At 65.3% G+C, this 19,282-nt stretch carries 16 protein-coding genes; 8 read left to right on the forward strand and 8 right to left on the reverse strand.

The window, feature by feature from the left end:
- Positions 1 to 35 precede the first annotated feature (35 nt).
- The 4 genes from L1080_RS25150 to gnd are packed head-to-tail and all read right to left on the reverse strand — an operon-like array spanning position 36 to position 3,854.
- Entirely contained in the window at positions 36 to 317 is a 282-nt protein-coding gene (locus L1080_RS25150; RefSeq protein WP_159918606.1) for a WhiB family transcriptional regulator, read from the reverse strand.
- Positions 305 to 1,960 carry a glucose-6-phosphate isomerase gene (pgi, locus tag L1080_RS25155; RefSeq protein ID WP_250766475.1) on the reverse strand — a complete coding sequence of 552 codons (1,656 nt, stop codon included), beginning with the start codon at positions 1,958 to 1,960 and terminating at the stop codon, positions 305 to 307. Before pgi ends, L1080_RS25150 begins: the two co-directional genes overlap by 13 nt.
- Positions 1,957 to 2,961 carry a glucose-6-phosphate dehydrogenase (coenzyme-F420) gene (gene fgd, locus L1080_RS25160; RefSeq protein ID WP_159918604.1) on the reverse strand — a complete coding sequence of 335 codons (1,005 nt, stop codon included), beginning with the start codon at positions 2,959 to 2,961 and terminating at the stop codon, positions 1,957 to 1,959. Before fgd ends, pgi begins: the two co-directional genes overlap by 4 nt.
- A complete protein-coding gene (gnd, locus tag L1080_RS25165) occupies positions 2,958 to 3,854 on the reverse strand; it encodes a phosphogluconate dehydrogenase (NAD(+)-dependent, decarboxylating) (RefSeq protein ID WP_159918603.1) in 897 nt (298 codons plus the stop codon). The genes fgd and gnd overlap by 4 nt, the downstream gene beginning before the upstream one ends.
- A gap of 188 nt (positions 3,855 to 4,042) precedes the next feature.
- Here gnd and L1080_RS25170 point away from each other — a divergent pair, with 188 nt between their 5' ends.
- Positions 4,043 to 4,810, forward strand: coding sequence for a DeoR/GlpR family DNA-binding transcription regulator (locus L1080_RS25170; RefSeq protein WP_250766478.1), 768 nt, complete (start codon positions 4,043 to 4,045; stop codon positions 4,808 to 4,810).
- Between the two features lie 176 nt (positions 4,811 to 4,986).
- On the opposite strand, the gene L1080_RS25175 is transcribed toward L1080_RS25170, so the two are convergent.
- Complete coding sequence (locus L1080_RS25175) at positions 4,987 to 5,655, reverse strand: TetR/AcrR family transcriptional regulator (RefSeq protein WP_250766481.1); 669 nt, start codon at positions 5,653 to 5,655, stop codon at positions 4,987 to 4,989.
- 124 nt (positions 5,656 to 5,779) lie between these two features.
- Between L1080_RS25175 and L1080_RS25180 the strand changes: the two genes are divergently transcribed.
- From L1080_RS25180 to mhpA, 4 genes are read left to right on the forward strand one after another with little or no spacing between them, the layout of a single operon-like run.
- On the forward strand, positions 5,780 to 6,913 hold the full coding sequence (locus L1080_RS25180) for a VOC family protein (RefSeq protein ID WP_250766485.1): 1,134 nt from the start codon (positions 5,780 to 5,782) through the stop codon (positions 6,911 to 6,913).
- Positions 6,910 to 7,857, forward strand: coding sequence for a fumarylacetoacetate hydrolase family protein (locus L1080_RS25185; RefSeq protein ID WP_250766488.1), 948 nt, complete (start codon positions 6,910 to 6,912; stop codon positions 7,855 to 7,857). The genes L1080_RS25180 and L1080_RS25185 overlap by 4 nt, the downstream gene beginning before the upstream one ends.
- Positions 7,854 to 9,731: an acyl-CoA synthetase gene (locus L1080_RS25190; protein WP_250766491.1), complete on the forward strand. Its 1,878-nt coding sequence runs from the start codon at positions 7,854 to 7,856 to the stop codon at positions 9,729 to 9,731. The genes L1080_RS25185 and L1080_RS25190 overlap by 4 nt, the downstream gene beginning before the upstream one ends.
- Positions 9,728 to 11,248 (forward strand): bifunctional 3-(3-hydroxy-phenyl)propionate/3-hydroxycinnamic acid hydroxylase MhpA, encoded by a 1,521-nt coding sequence (mhpA, locus tag L1080_RS25195; protein ID WP_250766495.1) that lies wholly within the window; start codon positions 9,728 to 9,730, stop codon positions 11,246 to 11,248. The genes L1080_RS25190 and mhpA overlap by 4 nt, the downstream gene beginning before the upstream one ends.
- On the opposite strand, the gene L1080_RS25200 is transcribed toward mhpA, so the two are convergent.
- Positions 11,212 to 12,909: a PHA/PHB synthase family protein gene (locus L1080_RS25200; RefSeq protein WP_250766497.1), complete on the reverse strand. Its 1,698-nt coding sequence runs from the start codon at positions 12,907 to 12,909 to the stop codon at positions 11,212 to 11,214. The genes mhpA and L1080_RS25200 overlap by 37 nt on opposite strands.
- A gap of 610 nt (positions 12,910 to 13,519) precedes the next feature.
- On the opposite strand from L1080_RS25200, the gene L1080_RS25205 reads away from it, so the two are divergent.
- On the forward strand, positions 13,520 to 15,022 hold the full coding sequence (locus L1080_RS25205) for an aldehyde dehydrogenase family protein (protein ID WP_250766500.1): 1,503 nt from the start codon (positions 13,520 to 13,522) through the stop codon (positions 15,020 to 15,022).
- A 36-nt stretch (positions 15,023 to 15,058) separates the two neighbouring features.
- Positions 15,059 to 16,273 carry a CaiB/BaiF CoA transferase family protein gene (locus tag L1080_RS25210; protein ID WP_250766501.1) on the forward strand — a complete coding sequence of 405 codons (1,215 nt, stop codon included), beginning with the start codon at positions 15,059 to 15,061 and terminating at the stop codon, positions 16,271 to 16,273.
- 98 nt (positions 16,274 to 16,371) lie between these two features.
- On the opposite strand, the gene L1080_RS25215 is transcribed toward L1080_RS25210, so the two are convergent.
- The gene (locus tag L1080_RS25215) at positions 16,372 to 17,373 is read right to left on the reverse strand and encodes a LysR family transcriptional regulator (RefSeq protein ID WP_250766503.1); all 1,002 of its coding nucleotides are present in this window, start codon (positions 17,371 to 17,373) and stop codon (positions 16,372 to 16,374) included.
- Complete coding sequence (locus tag L1080_RS25220; RefSeq protein ID WP_250766505.1) at positions 17,360 to 17,902, reverse strand: MarR family winged helix-turn-helix transcriptional regulator; 543 nt, start codon at positions 17,900 to 17,902, stop codon at positions 17,360 to 17,362. The genes L1080_RS25215 and L1080_RS25220 overlap by 14 nt, the downstream gene beginning before the upstream one ends.
- Positions 17,903 to 18,128: 226 nt before the next feature.
- Here L1080_RS25220 and L1080_RS25225 point away from each other — a divergent pair, with 226 nt between their 5' ends.
- Positions 18,129 to 19,280: an isobutyryl-CoA dehydrogenase gene (locus L1080_RS25225; protein WP_250766507.1), complete on the forward strand. Its 1,152-nt coding sequence runs from the start codon at positions 18,129 to 18,131 to the stop codon at positions 19,278 to 19,280.
- Positions 19,281 to 19,282: the final 2 nt, after the last annotated feature.

Below are 19,282 nucleotides of genomic sequence, written 5' to 3' on the forward strand. Positions count from 1 at the left end.
CTCGATCAACAACCCGGATGAATTGAGCCGCGTAGTCAGCGAACTGATCTCCGCAGCTTTTTGCGCTCGTCCTCGGTGTAACCACCCCAGATGCCATGGCGTTCGGAAGATCCGAGTGCATATTCGAGGCACCGGTCCCGCACGGGGCACCGCCGGCAGACCTGTTTGGCCGCACGTACTCGACGCGCACGGGGTTCGCCTCGTTCGTTGTCGGGGTGGAAGAACACCGCGGGGTCGGTGTCCCGGCAGGCCGCGGACAGCTGCCAGTCCCATTCCTCGGCGATGGGGACGGGCAGCCGCACCGTCAGGGCAGGCAACTGCGTTCCTTCCTCGCTCGTCGGTAGATGCGGATCAGACTGGCGGTGGAGCTGTCTCCGGCCTGAGCAGGTCCGTCCTGGTCCCAAAGGGCAGGTCCCAATTCCAGTGCCGATGTCTTACCGAGCTCGACTCCCCATTGGTCGAACGAGTCGATTCCCCAGACGACGCCTTGAACGAGTACCTGGTGTTCGTACAGGGCGATCAACTGTCCGAGAGTCGATGGGGTGAGCTTCGTGCCCAAAATTGTTGTCGAAGGCCTGTTTCCGGGCATCACCTTGTGTGGGACGAGCTCGGCGGGCGTTCCGTCTTCGGCGATCTCAGCTTCGGTCCTGCCGAACGCGAGGACTTTCGATTGTGCGAGGAGGTTCGCGGTCAGCACATCGTGCATGGATCCGATGCCGTCGATTGTGGGTAGATCCTCCACCGGCTCCGTGAATCCCACGAAGTCGACGGGGATCAGATGTGTGCCCTGGTGCAGGAGCTGATGGAACGCATGTTGCCCGTTTGTGCCTGGTTCTCCCCAGAAGACCTCGCCGGTGAAGGTGCCGACCGGAGTACCGTCCGCCCGCACCGATTTGCCATTCGATTCCATGGTCAGTTGTTGCAAATACGCCGGAAACCTGGCCAGGTCGTTCGCGTACGGCAGCACGGCCCGCGAGTCGGCGCCGAAGAAGCTGGAGTACCACACACCGAGCATGCCGAGAATGACGGGCGCATTCGATTCCAATGGTGCAGTGCGGAAGTGCTCGTCTATCGCGCGCATTCCGCCGAGGAACTCGGTGAACCGTTCCCGTCCGATCGCGATCATGACCGAAAGTCCGACGGCAGACCCGACCGAGTACCGTCCGCCCACCCATTCCCAGAAGCCGAACATGTTATCCGCGGTGATGCCGAAGTCTGTGACCCGTGCAGTGTCGGTAGACACCGCGACGAAATGGCGGGGCACCGCATCCTCCCCCAGTGCGCCGGTGATCCAGCGCCGGGCAGCGGATGCATTCGTCATGGTCTCCAGCGTGGAGAAGGTCTTGGAGACAACGACGAACAGTGTGGTGCGCGGGTCCAGGTCGGTCAGATTCGACAGCAGATCGGTGGGGTCGATATTGGAGACGAACCGCACCTCGGGCCCGTCGACGTAGTGGCGCAAGGCGCGATAGGCCATCGCCGGACCGAGGTCGGATCCGCCGATCCCGATGTTCACCACCGTACGAATGCGCTCGCCGGTGGCCCCGCACCACACGCCGGATCGGACACGATCGGTGAACTCACCCATCCGCCCCAGCACGGCGTGCACGTCCTCGATCACGTTCTGTCCGTCCACGATCAGCTCGCGCTCGGGGTTCGCGCGCAGAGCAGTGTGCAGAACAGCCCGGTCCTCGGAGGTGTTGATATGTTCGCCGGTGAACATCGCCTCACGGTGGCGTTCCACTCCGGCGGCCCGGGCGAGGTCGAGTAGCAGGCCCACCGTCTCGCGCGTGACACGATGCTTGCTGTAATCGATGTAGAGATCACCAGCCGAGACATGCAGATCTTCACCCCGATGGGGGTCGGCGTCGAACAGTTCCCGAAGGTGCGTGGCCGCGACTTCCCAGTGGTGATCCGACAGTTTGTTCCACAGCGGCGTAGTGGTGACGTTGTGTGTCATGCGAGTCCTCGCAACCGGGGGGCAAGGTCTTTCTCGAACAACTCGAGGAACCGCTTCTGGTCGTGTCCGGGCGCGTGGAACACCAGATGATACAATCCGGCGTCGAGATACGGCTTGATCTGCGCCACCGCCTCATCCGGATCCGACGCCACGATCCACCGCTTCGCGACCTGCTCGATCGGCAACGCATCCGCCGCCTTCTCCATCTCGATCGGATCATCGATCGAATGCTTCTGCTCCGCCGTCAACGACAACGGCGCCCAGAACCGGGTGTTCTCCAGCGCCAACTCCGGATCGGTGTCGTAGGAAATCTTGATCTCGATCATCTTGTCGATCTCCGCGACATCGCGCTCCGCCTTCGCCGCCCCCTCCGCCACCGCCGGCAGCAACTTCTCCGTATACAACTCCATCCCCTTACCCGACGTACAAATGAACCCGTCCCCACTGCGCCCGGCATACCGGGCCACCACCGGACCACCCGCCGCGATATATACCGGAATCCCGTCCTCGGGCACGTCGTAAATCGACGCCCCCTTCGTGGAAAAGAACTCGCCCTCGAAATCGACCCGATCCCCGAGCCACAACTCCCGCATCAACCGCACCGACTCCCGCAACCGCGCGAACCGCTCCTTGAACTCCGGCCACTGCCCCGCAAAACCCGTCGCGATCTCGTTGAGCGCCTCACCGGTACCCACCCCGAGCATCACCCGACCCGGATACAGACACCCCATCGTCGCGAACGCCTGCGCCACCACCGCCGGGTTGTACCGGAACGTCGGCGTCATCACCGACGTCCCCAACTGCAACCGCTCCGTCCGCTCCCCCACCGCCGTCATCCACGCAATCGAGAACGGCGCATGCCCACCCTCGTGCCGCCACGGCTGGAAATGATCCGACACCGTCGCCGAATCCATCCCGTGCGCCTCCGCCAGCACACCCAGCTCCACCAACTCCCGCGGACCGAACTGCTCCGCCGACGCCTTGTATCCCAGCTTGATCACGACTGCACCGCCTCCATGCTCCGAACCTGATGTCCACCGAATTGTTGCCGCAGAGCCGAAACCGCCTTCATGGCAGGTGAATCCGGCTGGCGGGAGGAGAAACGCGCAAACAGGGCAGCGGAGATGACCGGGACCGGCACGGCGTGGGAGATGGCCTCTTCGACCGTCCAGCGCCCCTCGCCCGAATCTTCCGTGTACCCGGATATCGAGCTCAATCCCGGGTCCTGCCGAAGCGCAGCGACGAGAAGGTCGAGTAGCCAGGAGCGCACCACGGTGCCCTGCCGCCACGCACCCATCACAGTGTCGGGGGCAGTGATGCGGGGTTCGGCGGCCAGGAGTTCGTATCCCTCGGCGTACGCCTGCATCAATCCATACTCGATACCGTTGTGCACCATCTTGGCGTAGTGGCCGGCGCCGACCGGCCCCGCATGCACGAAACTGTCCTCCCGCTTCCCTTCGGGCCTGAGCGCATCGAAGATCGGCATGGCGCGTGCAACATCGGCGTCGTCACCGCCCACCATCAGCCCGTAGCCCTCGTCCAGGCCCCATACTCCGCCCGATACGCCGCAGTCCAGATAACCGATTCCGCGCTCACCGAGCACAGCGGAGTGGAACTCATCGTCCGAGAAGCGCGAGTTTCCGCCCTCGATCACGAGATCTCCGGGCCCGAGCAGCTCGCTCAGCTCGGCGATCACGGAGCGGGTCGGCTCACCGGCCGGAACCATCACCCACACCACCCTGGGGCCACTGAGGCGAGTGACCAATTCGGCCACCGAGTCGACGTCACGCACGGTGGGATCGAAATCGAAGCCGACGACCTCGTGACCCGCGGCACGAACACGCTCGCGCATGTTTCCGCCCATCCGCCCTAGACCTATCACACCCAACTGCATCGGGAACTCCTTGACGTTTGCTCGACCGCCGACCCAAGCCACAGACCCACGGCTGCACGATATCGCGCAGCAATTGCGTGCAATCATGCCGTTTGCGCGATCGGACTGTCAATAACCGCGCATGAGAAGGTAGGATCCGGGCAGACCTGATCCGCGTGTGCATCGAGCCGAGTTCCAAGGAGTGTTTCTTGTCCGCAACCACACGACGTGGCGAAATACTCCAACGCCTTCACGTCGACGGATATGTAGAGGCGAAGGTTCTCTCACGCGAGCTCGGTGTGGACGCGTCGACGATTCGGCGTGACCTCGACACGTTGGTTCGTTCCGGCCAAGCCGAACGAACGCACGGCGGAGCGCGGCCCGTCACAGGCGCATCCTCCGAAATCCCTTACGCGGTAAAGAAAACCGAGCGACGACCCGAGAAGATCGCCATCGCACGCCGCGCAGCGCAGCACGTGGCCGACGGCGACACGGTCATCCTCGACAGCGGGTCGACCACCTACCAGGTTGCTCTGGAGCTTCGTCACAAAGCTGATTTGACGATCATCACCAACGACCTTCGCATCGGCAAGTACGTAGCCACCATCCCCGCGGTACGCCTGCTGGTCACCGGTGGCGAGCTACTCGGATCCGTCTTCACACTGGTGGGCGAACGCGCCGTCGACTTCCTCTCCGACTACTCGGCCGATTGGGCCTTCCTCGGAGCAGACGCCATCGACCCGACTGCAGGTATCACCAACACCAACACGCTCGAAGTACCGCTCAAACGAGCAATCATCTCGGCCGCGGCGCGCACCGTCGTCCTCGCGGACAGTTCGAAGTTCGGACACCGTGCTCTCGCCAAAGTCGCAGCGATAGACGAGGTCGAAACGATTCTCACCGACTCCGGACTTCCGAGTGATCAGGCCGAACGCTACGGCGGCAAAGTCGCCCGAGCGATGATGGCCGACGACTGAGGGTTGCGGGTCTGGCGCTGACGGCATAGTCACCGCTGTGTGAACTTGGTCCGGTATCCGTGATCCGGAAGCCCACGGTATCCGTGATCCGCGAGCCATTGATGTGCACGTCCGCGGCCGCGTTCGTCCGAGAGCAACTGGTATCGCTGGAACCATAGAACGGTGCGCGGCTGATGTCAGGCTGCGGATCCGCCTGCGACGCTGTCGAGGTCGGGGAGCGGACGGCGGCTGACTCCGCGAGCGTCGTCCGGGGTCAACCCGAAGGTGCGCAGCAGGTCTTCGGCGAGTGCGTCGGTGGCCTCGGCGGCGTCACGGTCCGGGCGAGCGTGCAGTATCTGGCCGAGCCCGATGAGCGCTCCGGCGGTCAGGACCAGCGCCAGTTCCGGGTCACGGACGGTGAAGCGTCCGGTCGCGGTGGCTGCCTCGATGTCGCGAAGGGCACGGGGGGCGAGTCCGCGGTCGGCGGTGATCAGGTCGGGTGCGTTGTTGAGCAGCACGCGGCCGAGGTCGGGCTCCTTGCGAAAGAGTCGGCCGGTGAGCCGAAAAGCCTGCGCGAACGTCTCGGCGGGGTCCTCGAGGTCGCCGGTGAGATGATCGAGGAGTTGGCCGTGCGCTTCCAGTGCGGCGTCCACCGCTGCCCGGTAGAGCTGTTCCTTGCTGTCGAAGTGGTTGTAGAACGAGCCCATTCCGACGTCGGCGGCCTGGGTGATCTCGAGTACGGGAACACTGAGATTTCCCTCGGCGATGAAGGTTTGCGCCGCACGAATGAGAGCCGCCCGCGTGCGTGCTTTTCGTCGTTCCAGTCGACTCGCTGGTGCGTCCTCGGTGGTCAAGGGCCGTGTCACCGCCTCTGTTGTGTGTAGACCCGCCCACGATAACACCGACACTCAGAAATGATGATTTCGTCAGCACTCTTGACTGATGGACCACTCATGAGTGACGATATCGTCATTCACCTCAGGAGAGCTCATGAATAAACACTTCGACGCTCACGCCGATCTGCACAGCAAACAGGGCGCACGGCGCGGGGAACACCCCGGCCGGGCGCCGAACCCGACCGTCAAGGTGCACGATCTCGCGTGGCTGGAATTCGCGAAACCCGACCTCGACCGGGCCGAAATGTTCGCTCACGCCTTCGGATTCACCACCGCCTCACGGACCCGAGATGAACTGCAGCTACGGGGAACCGACGCCGGAACTCCGTGCGTGATCATGAAGAGGGGCCCCCGTTCCCGATTCCTGGGAGCGGCGTTCCTCGCCGCGGATGACGCGGACGTGCTGCATCTGGCCGAGGCCACCAGCCGTCGTGTCGACCGGCTGCCCGAGAGCCTGGGCGGCATCGTCGTCGAGTTGGCCGATCCGAATGGGAGTTCGGTGCGCGTGGTCTCCGGCGTGCGCCGGTTACCCGCACTGCCCGCGCAGACTCCGGTCGCCCTCAACGTCGGACGCACGGCGGAACGGACTAACGCGACGCAGCGCCCACCACGGGAGCCGGCGTCGGTGCAGCGGTTGGGTCACGTGGTGCTACAGAGCACCACGTACCTCGAGACACTGAATTGGTATCTGCAGCACCTGGGAATGATTGTGAGCGATTTCCAGTACTACCCCGGCCAGCGCCAGCGTGGGCCGGTGATGAGTTTTATCCGCTGCGACCGTGGCGATACCCCCGCTGATCATCACACCGTGGCTCTCACCCTCGGCCCGTCCAATCGCTACGTGCACTCGGCGTACCAGGTCTGCGACCTCGACACCTTGGCCGCAGGCGGCGAATACCTGCGGGAGCGGGGTTACCGTCGCTCGTGGGGGATCGGCCGTCACATCCAGGGCAGCCAGATTTTCGATTACTGGCGCGACCCGGACGGTTTCCTGGTCGAGCATTTCAGTGACGGTGACATGTTCGACGCTGCCCTCGAACCTGGCTGGGCGCCGATGAGCGCCTCCGGTCTGGCGCAGTGGGGCCCGCCGGCGACCAGCGATTTTCTCGGTACCGCCCCTGGCCGGGAGTCCCTGCGCGAATTGCGCGCGACGATCTCTTCGCTTCGCGGAGACAACGAGTTCGACCTCCAACGCCTTCGTGGCCTGTTGAAAGTAGCTTGTACATGAGCATTTCCGTCCTCCGCACCCATGACGGCTGGTGGGTGCAGACCCCACGCGGCGCCGCCCCGGTCGACTCCGCTGCCACCACGACGGCCGCACTTCTCGCCGATCGGGCGGCGATCGAGGCCGCTGCCGCTGCCACGGCCACGGCCACGATCCCGATCGACACCTTGGAGCTGGTCTCGCCGGTCACCTCCCCGTGCCGAGTGGTGGCGCAGATGACGAATTACGTCTCGCACGTGAAAGATTCGGGAATGAACCCGGATACCGTCCCGCTGACGTTCTTCCGAAAGGCGTCCGGTTCGATCAGTGGCCCGTCCGCGGACGTGATAAAACCCGACCATGTTCGGTTCCTCGACTACGAGGTCGAGGCGGGACTGGTGTTCGGCCGACCCGTTCCGGTGGGTACCTCGATCGACGAGCACAACATTGCCGACTTCGTCGCCGGTCTCGTCATCACGAACGACGTGTCCGCCAGGGACGTGCAGCTCCCGAAAACGCAGTTCTACGAAGCGAAGTCGTATCCCACCTTCACCCCGATCGGCCCGGCTTTGGTGCTGCTGGAGGAGGGCGACTTCAAGCGATTCGATGATCTTCGACTGCAGCTGCGCGTCAACGGCGAGGTCCGGCAGAACATGACGGTCGGGTCGGACATGATCTACCGGCCGGTGCAGGCGCTGCGGGCATTGACCAAGTTTCAGCGACTCGATGCCGGAGACCTGCTTCTCACCGGCACTCCCGGAGGTACCGCCCTGAAGGCGCCTTCCAAGCCTGTCGAGATCATCGGCTCGCTGCTGCCGCCTGCGGTCAAGTGGAAGTTCTTCTTCAAGGCTCAGGCGAAGAACCCCCACTACCTGCAGGACGGCGATGTCATGGAGCTGTCGATCGCCACGGACGACGGTGTCCTGGACCTGGGTATCCAGCGGACCGTGGTCAGGTTCGTCCGGTGACCGCTACCGCACTGTGGCCGACGTACGACCATCCCGACGATCTCCCCGCAATCGAAGCCGTCCCGCTCGACTCCCGAGGACTACCCGCGTCCACCTACCACCTGCTGGTCCGCGCGGCCGACCTGTGGCCCGACCGCACCGCGCTGACCGTCCTCCCCGACGCGGCGCGCTGGCGTGAACCGGTGCGGCGCACCTACTCGAATTTGATCGCCGACGTGCACCGAGCTGCGAATGCCCTGCACGCGGCCGGTATTCGTCGTGACGACGCCGTGGCGTTGATGTCGCCGAACTGCGACGAGCTGGTTACTGCCACCCTCGCCGCGCAGGTCACCGGGATCGCTGCCCCGATCAACCCGGGCCTGTCCGGTGAGCACATTGCCGAACTGCTGCGTCGTTCCGGTGCGCGGGTGCTCGTAGCGGCGGGCGCCGATCTCGATCCGTCTGCGTGGGCCACCGCGAGTGCGCTGGCCGAATCCGGCGCAATCGACACCCTTCTGGTCCTACGCCCCACCGGCGCCGGGCCCGCAGTTCCCCTTCCCTCGATCTCCGGGGCGCGGGTGGCCTACCTGACCGACGCGGCCGCCGACTACGCCGCCGCCCACTTCACCGGCGCCCCGCCGGCAGCGCACGATCTCGCCACCCTGTTCCATACCGGGGGCACTACGGGCGCACCGAAACTCGCCGCACATACCCACGCCAACCAGGTCGCCAATGCGTGGATGATCGGTGCCAACTCCCTGCTCGACGACGACTCCACGATCTTTGCGGCTCTGCCGCTGTTCCACGTCAACGCGCTGATCGTCACGCTGCTCGCACCGATGCTGCGCGGACAGAATGTGGTGTGGGCAGGGCCGCTCGGTTACCGCGACGCCGCCCTGTACGGCGAGTTGTGGCGGATCGTCGAGCACTACCGACTCGCCGCGATGAGCGCGGTCCCCACCGTCTACGCCGTGCTGGCGCAATGCCCGGTCGACGCCGACATCTCCAGCCTGCGCGCCTGCCTCGTCGGGGCATCAATACTGCCCGCCGCGGTCCGGACAGGTTTCGAATCCCGCACCGGTGCTCGGCTGCTCGAAGGCTACGGACTCACCGAGGCCACCTGTGCCAGCGCCCGCAGTTTCACCACCACGGTGCGCCCGGGCGCGGTCGGACAACGACTGCCCTACCAGCAGATCAAGGCGGTCCGCATCGACGAGGACGGCCGCTGGACAGATGTGCCTGCGGGTGACGTCGGAATCCTGGTCATCAGCGGACCCACAGTCTTCGCCGGCTACGTGATCGGCCGCGACGTCTCCGGCCCAGTCCTCGACGGCCTCGGCAAGGTGGTCGACGGATGGCTCGATACCGGTGATCTCGGTCGGGTCGACTCCGACGGTTTCGTCCACCTCACCGGGCGGGCCAAGGACCTGATCATCCGCGGCGGCCACAACATCGACCCGGCCGTCATCGAAGATGCCCTCCTCACCCACGACGACGTCACGGGCGCCGCCGCAGTCGGACGCCCCGACATCCACGCGGGTGAAGTTCCGGTCGCCTATGTCACCCTCGTCCCAGGCACAGTCGTGAGTGAGGACAAGCTGCTCGCGTGGGCCACCGAACAAGTCCCCGAGACCGCCGCTGCTCCGAAATCGGTCACCGTGCTCGACGCGCTCCCCGTCACCGACGTCGGCAAACCCTACAAGCTCGCACTGCGCGCGGACGCCGCCCGCCGCGTGGCCGAGAGTGCCCTGGCCTCGGTGACCGGGATCGACCACATCGACGCGATCGTCGAGGACGGTTCGGTCGTCGTCACCGTCGCGGCGGCCGCTGGCGCCGCCGTCGGACCCGCGCTCGACCGCTACCCACTGGTCTGGCGACTGGAGGCGACGGCATGATCAAGGAGCGGTACCCGGTCGTGATCGTCGGCGCCGGACCTACGGGTATCACCGCCGCCATCCTGCTGGCGCAGTACGGCGTCGACGTCCTGGTGCTGGACCGGTGGAATGGCGTCTATCCGCAGCCACGGGCGGTACATCTCGACGATGAGGTCTACCGCATCGTCGCCCGGCTCGGGCTGGCCGAGGAGTTCGCCCGCATCTCCCGCCCGGCGAAGGGTTTACGGCTCGTCGACCGCGAGACGAGAACGCTGGCCGAGTTTCGCCGCGACCCGGCAAGCAGCGTGCACGGCTTCCCCCAGGCCAACATGTTCGACCAACCGGAATTGGAACAGCTGCTGCGTACGGGGCTGGCCCGGTACGACACCGTGCGTTTGCGCGAAAACAGTGCCGTCACCGTGGTCACACACGAACGCGATTGTGCGCGAGTGGCATTCACCGACCGTCTCACCGGGGAACGCCACTTCGTTCGAGCCGGGTACGTCCTCGGTTGCGACGGCGCGAACAGCGTGGTCCGGTCGTCGATCGGCTCGCGCATGCAGGATCTCGGATTCGAACAGCGCTGGCTTGTCGTCGACATCGCCACCGACGCCGACCTGCACCAGTGGGAAGGTGTTCATCAGGTGTGCGACCCGGTGCGCGCCGCGACGTACATGCGGATCGGTGGCAACCGCTACCGCTGGGAGTTCCGACTCCGGCCCAGCGAGAGCGCAGCGGATTTCGAGGACCTGGGCGCACTGCGGCCCCTGATCGCTCCCTGGACCCGGCAAGTCCCTGTCGCCGACCTCGAAGTGGTCCGGGTCACCGACTACACCTTCAACGCGCAGGTCGCCGACCGGTGGCGCGACCGCCGCGTCTTCCTACTCGGCGACGCAGCACACCTGACGCCACCGTTCGTCGGACAGGGGATGGGGGCCGGACTTCGCGACGCCGCGAACTTGGCCTGGAAGCTCACCGGCGTCCTCGACGGCACCCTTCCCGAAAGCTGCCTGAACACCTACAAGCAGGAACGGAAGCCGCACGCCCACCACATGATCCGACTCGCGACCACGATCGGCTGGGCAATGACCGAGGGCGGTCGCGTCGGGAACGTGGTGCGCCGGCGCCTCGCTCCACTGGCCAGACGGATACCGGGAGTAGCTGCGAAAATTACCGACAGCACCACCCCAGCGCTGCGCCGCTCCGAATTCGTCCACCGGACCGCGCCCACGCGCGGGCTGGCCGGAACCCTGTGCCCGAACCCGCTTTGCGACGGTGACGGCCGTCGACTCGACGACAGCACGCCCGCAAAGTTCCTGCTCGTCACCACGATCGAGCCGTCCGCCGGCCAGCGTTACGAGATCGAACGTCGCGGCGCCGTCGTCGTGCCCGCCCCGCCCGGCTCCGACCTGGGTCGCTGGCTCGCCGGCGGGCACGCGACCGCGGCAATCGTGCGACCCGACCGCACCGTCATGCAGACCGGGCGATCTCTGGCCGCCCTTTACACGGGAATACCGGCTTTCAGGTCGCGCACGTAGAGACCGGGTGCGTCACCGAGGACGGTGTGCTCGTCGCTGCCCAGGCGTGTACTCGCGGCGATGCGCTCGCCGGCCCGTTCCGAGACCCAATCGGCCCAGGATTCCCACCAGCTGCCGGTCTTCTTCGTCGCCGCATCGAGCCACGCCTCGGGATCGGGTCCCGGCTCTCCGCCTTCCCAGTAGTGGGACTTCGGGTTGCCGGGCGGGTTGACGAGGCTGGCGATGTGCCCGGAGAAGCTGAGCACGAACTTGGTGTCGCCCGACAACAGTTGGGTTGTGCGGTAACAGTTCTTCCAGGACGTGAGGTGGTCGGCAATCGCGCCGGAGACGAAGGTGGGCACGGTGATCCTGCCGAGGTCGACGGGCGTGCCGAGCGCCGTCATCGCTCCCGGCGTCGCAAGGGTGTTGTTCTCGAAGATGTCGAGGAACTGGACGTGCAGCGCTCCCGGCAGGTTGGTGCCGTCGGCGTTCCAGGAGAGGATGTCGAAGGCCGGCGGCGTCCGTCCCATGAGGTAGTTGTTGACCACGTAGTTGAAGACGAGGTCGTTCGGGCGCATCCACGTGAAGGCGCTGCCCATGTCGCGTGCCGAGATGATGCCGTTTCGCCGCGACCGGCCCTTCACCAGCTGTAGCAGTCTCGGTCCCGAGAACGCCGCGAGCCCCGCCGGGTCTGCGAAGTCGAGCATTGTCACGGCGTACGACATGCTGTGCACGCGGGTGTCCCCGGTGGCGGCGAGGTGGTTGAGCAGGGCGGTGGTGATGAGGCCGCCGGCGCAGAAACCGATCACGTTGACGTCATCGCTGCCGGTAATCTCCCGGACCTCGTCGATCGCGTCCGACACCCGTTGCGCGTACGTGTCGAGGTCCCAGTCACTCTGTTCTGCTTGCGGATTACGCCACGCCAGCATGAACGTCTGCAGTCCGCGGGACACAGCGTGCTCGACGAAGCTGCGGCCGGGACGCAGGTCGAGGAAGTAGTAGCGGCCGATCGGCGGCGGCACCACGAGCACGGGGCGCTCGTACACGGTCTCCGTGGTCGGCGTGTACTGCAGCACCTCGGCGACCTCGTCGCGGGAGACGACGGCACCCGGCGTCACGGCGAGATCGACGCCGACCGTAAAGGCGTCGGGATCGACCATCCGCGGCATCCCACCGTTGTGGCGCAGGTCGGACACATAGTTGCGGGCGCCACGAACCAGGCTCATCCCGCCGGTGTCGAAGGCCTCTTTCACGGCCGCCGGGTTGGTGGGCAAGTAGTTCGTCGGTGCGAGCGCGCTGGTGAGGACGGTCGATACGAACGCCGCCTCCCGCGCGTGGCGGTCATCGACTCGTCGGCCCAAGTCTTCGACGACACTTTCGACCGCGTCGACGGAAGCAAGGTAGGTCTGTTGCACACGGCGGTAGATCGGATTGTTCGTCCACGCCTGATCGGTGAACCGCCGATCGCCCGCGGCCGGCCCTACATCCGAGCGGCCCACGGTGATCTTCGTCAGCTCGCGCCCGAGGCGAAGCGACTCCTCGAGGACCACTCGGCCCTGCCCGACGACTCCCGTCACTGCGTTCAGCGCGTTCCGTGCGCCGAACCCGCCCGCACGGTCCTCCTCCTCGGGGGTGGCGTCGGGTATCACGAGTGCGATCTTCGGCTCCGCTGTCTTGGTCAACGGTTCTCCTTCGTCTGTACCTGGACACCAGCACCCCGTGGCGGGGATAAGTCCCAGTGTGGACCGCAGCATAAACACCTTTAATGGTTACTCGCGCGTAATCCAGAATTTCGAGCGTGATCATTTTCGACACCGTTGGTACTTGTGTCGAATTTACGTACTCGAGGCGAGTTTGTGCCCGAATAATGTTCGGCAGCGGGCCTTTTCGCGTCGCAAATCACGAATATATGAAACCGCCGGGTACGGGTAAGTATTCGGCGTCGAGTGTTACTGCGCGCTCCGCAAAAAAGGCATTCCGGGGAGAAATGCCCCATCACCGACAAGAACCAAGGTGCGGTTTCCGGCACCCGTTTCGATGCTTGCGACGCTCAACCCGCTCTCGGACACCGGACGGGCACCTGCGGATGTGTGGGGGCCCGCCCGCAGTGGTGGCGCATTTTTGCGCACCCGGGTAGCGGATCTGGTGATTGACCGGCGCGGACTCGCACCGCATCGTGGATGTATCACCCGCCGCCATCGGAGTTTCGACGGCGATTCATTGACTCACGTCCTGCCCGACGCATGAGCCGTGCTCATGCTGCCCGAGCACGATACAGCTAGGAGACGCCCTATGACTTCCACCCAGACCTCCCTCGCGGACCTTCAGATTCCCGAAGCCCGCGACTACCCGATGTTCGTCGACGGGGCGTGGGTGGAAGCTCTCGACGGTCAGTGGAGTGAGGTGACCACTCCTATTCTGCGCAAGCACGTGATCGGCCGTGTCCCGACCTCGAGCGCCGAGGACGTCGATCGCGCGGTGCGTGCTGCCCACAAGGCCTTCCCGCGTTGGAAGTCTCAGCACTTCACCGCCCGCGCCCGGATTCTGTCGAAGATCGCCGACGCCATCGACGCCCGCGCCGAGGAGCTCGCCCGGCTGACCGCCCTCGACACCGGAAACGCGCTGCGCACCCAGGCCCGTCCCGAAGTGCAGACCCTGGCGAATCTGTTCCGCTACTTCGCCGGTGTCGCCGGCGAGATCAAGGGCACGGTTCTGCCCGCCGGGGATGACCAGCTTCAGTACTCCCGCCAGGAGCCGCTGGGCGTCATCGGCTGCATCCTGCCGTGGAACTCCCCGTTGATGATCGCCGGATTCAAGATCCCCGCCGCCCTGGTCGCGGGCAACACCGTCGTGGTGAAGGCGGCCGAGGCCGCCCCGCTGAGCGTGCTGCTCCTCGCCGAGATCTGCGCCGAGCATCTGCCGGCCGGTGTCCTCAACGTCATCACCGGAAAGGGCTCGGTGGCCGGCGAAGCGCTGGTCCAGCACCCGGGCGTCGACAAGGTTTCCTTCACCGGCTCCACCGAGGTCGGGCGACGCGTCGCCCGTGAAGCCGGCGGCCGCCTCGCACACGTCTCCCTCGAACTCGGCGGTAAGAATCCGTCGATCGTCTTCCCCGACGTCGATGTCAACGACGACTTCATCAACCAGCTGCTGCTCTCGACCCGCGTACACAGGCAGGGCCAGAGCTGCACCGCCGGCTCCCGGCTGTTCCTGCACCAGGACATCTACGACAACGTCCTCGACCGGCTCGTCACCACCCTGGCCGGGCTGAAGGTCGGCAACCCGTTGGACGAGGCCACGGACATGGGCGCCATCATCAACGAGGCACAGTTCGCGTCGGTCTGCGGTTTCCTCGACGACGGCCTCAGCTCGAACACGGTCTCGACGGTCCTCGACGGCTCCCCCGACAAGGTCGGCAAATCCGAGGGCTACTACATGGGCCCGACCGTGTTCTCCGGAGCCGACAACTCCTGGCGCCTGTCCCGGGAGGAGATCTTCGGTCCCGCCCTCGTCGCCATCCCGTGGACCGATCACGCCGACGTCGTCGCGATGGCCAACGACTCGCACTACGGGCTCGCCGCCTACGTCTGGACACACAATCTCGATTTGGCGCTGTCCACCGCCCACGCGCTGGAAACCGGGTGGGTGCAGGTCAACCAGGGTGGCGGCCAGATGGTGGGCCAGTCCTACGGCGGCTACAAGCAGAGTGGCCTGGGCCGCGAAGTGTCGCTCGAGGGCATGATCGCCGGTTTCACCCAGACCAAGCAGGTCAACGTGCGCCTGCGCACACTCTGACCCCTCGCTTCCTTACTCTGGACTGAACGGAATTCCATGACTGTCGGACCACTGAACGACATCCTCGTGCTCGACCTTTCCCGTGCACTCGCCGGCCCGATCGCCGCCATGATGCTCGGCGATCTCGGGGCCCGGGTGATCAAGGTCGAAGCCCCCGGCACCGGCGACGACTCCCGCACCTGGGGACCGCCGTTCGTCGGGCCGCAAGACGACCCGCAGTCGTCGTACTTCATGTCGGCGAACCGGAACAAGGAATCGATCGTCCTCGACCTCAAGAGCGAGGACGGGCGTGAGGCGCTGCGCCGGCTGATCCGGCGGGCGGACGTGCTGATCGAGAACCTCCGGCCCGGAGCCTTCGACCGCCTCGGCTTTCCGACCGACGTGCTCGAGGAGCTCAATCCACGGCTGATCACGTTGTCGATCACCGGCTTCGGCCACGACGGCCCGGAAGGATCCCGCGCCGGTTACGACCAGATCGCCCAGGGCGAGGCCGGCCTGATGTCCGTGACCGGAACCCCGGACGGCGAGCCCACCCGTATCGGGGTGCCGATCGCAGACGTGCTCGCCGGCGTGCACGGAACCGCGGGGGTGTCGGCGGCGCTGGCATCCCGGGAAAAGACCGGCAAGGGCATGGTGGTGCGCACGTCACTGCTGGCCGCGGCGGTCAGTGCCCACACCTTCCAGGGCACCAAGTGGACGGTCGGCGGACAGGTCGCGCAGCGGTCCGGCAACCACCACCCCCAGATCGCACCGTACGGCAGCTTCCGGTGCGGCGACGGATACGTGCAGATCGCGGTCGGCAGCGAGGCGATCTGGGCGAAATTTGCTCCCGTCGCCGGGCTGTCGGCGGATGACCCCCGGTTCACCGTCAACCGGGACCGGGTCGCCAACCGCGACACGCTCATCGCCGCTATCGAAGCGGACTTCACCAACCGCACCAGGGCCGAAGTTCTCGCCGCCCTCGAAACAGCCGGTGTGCCTGCGGGATCGATTCGTACCATCGACGAGGTCTACGAATGGGAACAAACCCGTAGTCAGGGACTCCTCCTCGAGGTCGACCACCCAGTGGTCGGGCCGGTGCAATTGCCGGGACCCTCGCTGCGAATGGAAACCGCGGACGGACAGTCATTGGTGCGTACTCAGCACGCTCCCCCTCCGGTACTCGGTCAGCACACCGAGCAGATCCTCGACTGGATCGGCAGTGACAGTCTGGCCGACCCGTTCGACTCAGAGGTCACCACGCGGGCGTAACACGTAAATTCGTCGGTGGTCGGCGTTGCAGGATCCTCTGTCCTGCAATGCCGTCCATACGGCGCCCGCCATGTGACCGACCCCTACGGAGCGCGCGGTCACTGTGACGTGTCGGGGCCCGCGGGTTTCGGGTGTCGCGGTTCCGGGAGCAATTCGTCTCGGCGGCTGAGGATTTCTTCTTGGAGTACTCGTCGAACTGCTTGCACGGCCGGGTTTGTCAGGCTTGCCCTGCGCGCCGCGATGGAGAAGGAGAGGCGGACGTCGACCAGGTCGGCCATCACCCGGCGAAGGTCGGGATGCTGGTCGGCCATGAAAGCGGGAAGCAATCCGATGCCGCCGCCGGCGCGTGTTGCCGAAACATGCGCAAAGATATTGGTAGACATGAATTTAGCGGTCACTCCGGGCAGGTGCCGCTCGAGGTCGAGGTCTCCCACCTGCAAGAGGGAGTCGACGAAGAAGATCAGCGGGTGGGCTGTCAGCTCGTCCATGGTGGCGGGTTCACCGTGATCGCGTAGATATTGTTCGCTGGCGTACAGGCCTAGCGAGTATTGGCAGATACGTTCCGAGACAAGCCGACTGCTGATCGGGGTTCCGACAGCGACGGCAATATCGAATCCCGCCGGTTGCAGATTCAGTTGCCTTGTTGCGGTGATGAGTTCCACAACGAGATTGGGATGGTTCATGCGAAGTTTAGCCAGGGCCGGGGCGACGAACATCGGTCCGAACCCGTCCGGTGCAGTGACGCGAATGGTTCCGCGGAGCGTATTCTCACTGATGCCGGCCACGACATCCGCGGTTTCCTGGACTGCTTCCTCGATGAGCCGGGCCTTTTCGGCGACGGACCGCCCGACGTCGGTCAATTCCCAACCGTCCGCGCTGCGCTGGAGCAGACGAACTCCTAGAGCCTTCTCCAGTGCATTGACGCGCCGCGTGACAGTGGTGTGGTCGACACCCAGGTCCTTTGCCGCCGATCGACGGCGCCCGCTCCGTGCGACCGCGAGCAAATACCGAAGGTCATCGGATCGAATGCCTCTCACATCGATCGTGACCGGCGGGGTAGCGTCGGCATTCCGACCGTCGTGGGCGTCAGCGCTGGTCATCGCGTCCGTTCCCTCGAACGCTCTCAGAAGTGTGAGCTGACGGCGCGGCGCCTTGCCGCGCTTGTGCATGTGAAGTTGCGACAAGCAGCGTGTGTAGGTCGATGCTCAGACGACGCAGCACTTCAGGGTCCACGGCGGAGACATCGTCGACGACCCGTGCGGCCGACAGCGCCGCAGCCCGCCCACGGTCGGTGATGGTCACGAGAGTCTCGCGTCGGTCGACGGGGTTGGTCGAACGGGTGACCAAGCCGGTGCGCTCGAGTCCGTCGATCAGGGAAGTGATCGTGGTGGGATGCCGGTCCAGAGTGCGGCACAGAAGCGCTGTGGACATGACACCGTCCGGTGCCGCGTCGACCAGCGACAGGACCTCGTACCGAGGAAAGGACAGCTTGAACGGACTGAGGGTGGCATCAAGCTTGCGAACGATCAGTTTCTGCGTCTGCAGGACCGCCGCGATCAGTGCTGTCCCCGAAACTTCCGTTGACTCAGAGCAAGATCGCTCTGTTGCGGCCGGTTCCGTAGCGGTCACGAAAGGTCTCCTTTTCACCAATGCTTGACGACGAACTGCACGTCTGTGGCCGGCAATCGACCCAGATGAGACCAATTGCCCTGGCACTCCGACCTCCGGGACGACTTCCCATCCCACACTCGGAGGATCCGGCTTTTCGCCGCCCGCGCCGGACGAGGACTAGCAATGTTCGTGGATGTCCAACTATAGTACTTCCAACTTCTCCGATCTGAAAGGGTCGAATCGTATGTTTACCTTGACCGATGACGAGCGGGCGATCAGTGAGACGGCCCGTGACTTCGCGGCCGAGCATCTGGCGCCGTATGCCGTGGAGTGGGATCAGTCCAAGCATTTCCCGGTCGATGTGCTGCGTAAGGCGGCGTCGTTGGGGATGGGCGGGATCTACATCCGGGAGGATGTGGGTGGCTCGGAGCTGACCCGGGTGGACGCGGCCCGGATCTTCGAACAGCTCGCGAGGGGGTGCCCGTCGATCGCCGCCTATATTTCGATCCACAACATGGTGACGTGGATGATCGACAGGTTCGGCACCGAGGAGCAGCGCCGTGCGTTCGTGCCGGGGTTGTGTGCGATGGATCAGTTGGGTAGTTACTGCCTGACCGAGCCGGGTGCCGGGTCGGATGCGGCGGCGTTGAGCACCCGGGCGGTCCGCGACGGTGATTCTTTTGTGCTCAATGGGGTCAAGCAGTTCATCTCCGGTGCCGGGACGTCGGATGTGTATGTGGTGATGGCCCGCACCGGAGAGGGTGGGCCGAAGGGGATTTCCGCGTTCATCGTGCCGAAGGAGTCGGCGGGGCTCTCGTTCGGGCCGAACGAGGTGAAGATGGGCTGGAACGCCCAACCGACCCGGCAGGTGATCTTCGAGGATGTGCGGGTGCCGGCGGCGAACCTCCTCGGCACGGAGGGGGGTGGGTTCCGGATCGCGATGGCCGGGTTGAACGGGGGCCGGCTCAACATCGCGGCGTGCTCGGTCGGCGGTGGGCAGGCCGCGCTGGAGAAGGCGGTCGCGTATCTCGCGGACCGGAAGGCGTTCGGTGCGCCGCTGCTCGAGTCGCAGGCGTTGCAGTTCCAGCTCGCCGACATGCGCACCGAACTCGAAGCGGCCCGCACCCTGTTGTGGCGGGCCGCGGCCGCCCTCGACGAGGGGGCTCCGGAGGTGGTGGAGCTGTGCGCGATGGCGAAGCGGTTCGCCACCGACACCGGTTTCGAGGTCGCCAACAAGGCGCTGCAACTGCACGGCGGGTACGGCTATCTGGCCGAGTACGGCATCGAGAAGATCGTCCGGGATCTGCGGGTGCACCAGATCCTCGAGGGCAGCAACGAGATCATGCGGGTCGTCATCGCCCGCAGCATTGTCGGACATAAAGGAGCGGCAGGGTGAGC

The organism is Rhodococcus sp. MSC1_016 (assembly GCF_023667485.2).
Lineage (GTDB): Bacteria > Actinomycetota > Actinomycetes > Mycobacteriales > Mycobacteriaceae > Rhodococcus_F > Rhodococcus_F oxybenzonivorans.

Coding starts and splice junctions, on each gene's coding strand:
- pgi (WP_250766475.1), bottom strand. CDS start 1,960: ATGACACACAACGTCACCACTACGCCGCTGTGGAACAAACTGTCGGAT.
- gnd (WP_159918603.1), bottom strand. CDS start 3,854: ATGCAGTTGGGTGTGATAGGTCTAGGGCGGATGGGCGGAAACATGCGC.
- L1080_RS25180 (WP_250766485.1), top strand. CDS start 5,780: ATGAATAAACACTTCGACGCTCACGCCGATCTGCACAGCAAACAGGGC.
- L1080_RS25185 (WP_250766488.1), top strand. CDS start 6,910: ATGAGCATTTCCGTCCTCCGCACCCATGACGGCTGGTGGGTGCAGACC.
- mhpA (WP_250766495.1), top strand. CDS start 9,728: ATGATCAAGGAGCGGTACCCGGTCGTGATCGTCGGCGCCGGACCTACG.
- L1080_RS25205 (WP_250766500.1), top strand. CDS start 13,520: ATGACTTCCACCCAGACCTCCCTCGCGGACCTTCAGATTCCCGAAGCC.
- L1080_RS25210 (WP_250766501.1), top strand. CDS start 15,059: ATGACTGTCGGACCACTGAACGACATCCTCGTGCTCGACCTTTCCCGT.
- L1080_RS25215 (WP_250766503.1), bottom strand. CDS start 17,373: ATGACCAGCGCTGACGCCCACGACGGTCGGAATGCCGACGCTACCCCG.
- L1080_RS25225 (WP_250766507.1), top strand. CDS start 18,129: ATGTTTACCTTGACCGATGACGAGCGGGCGATCAGTGAGACGGCCCGT.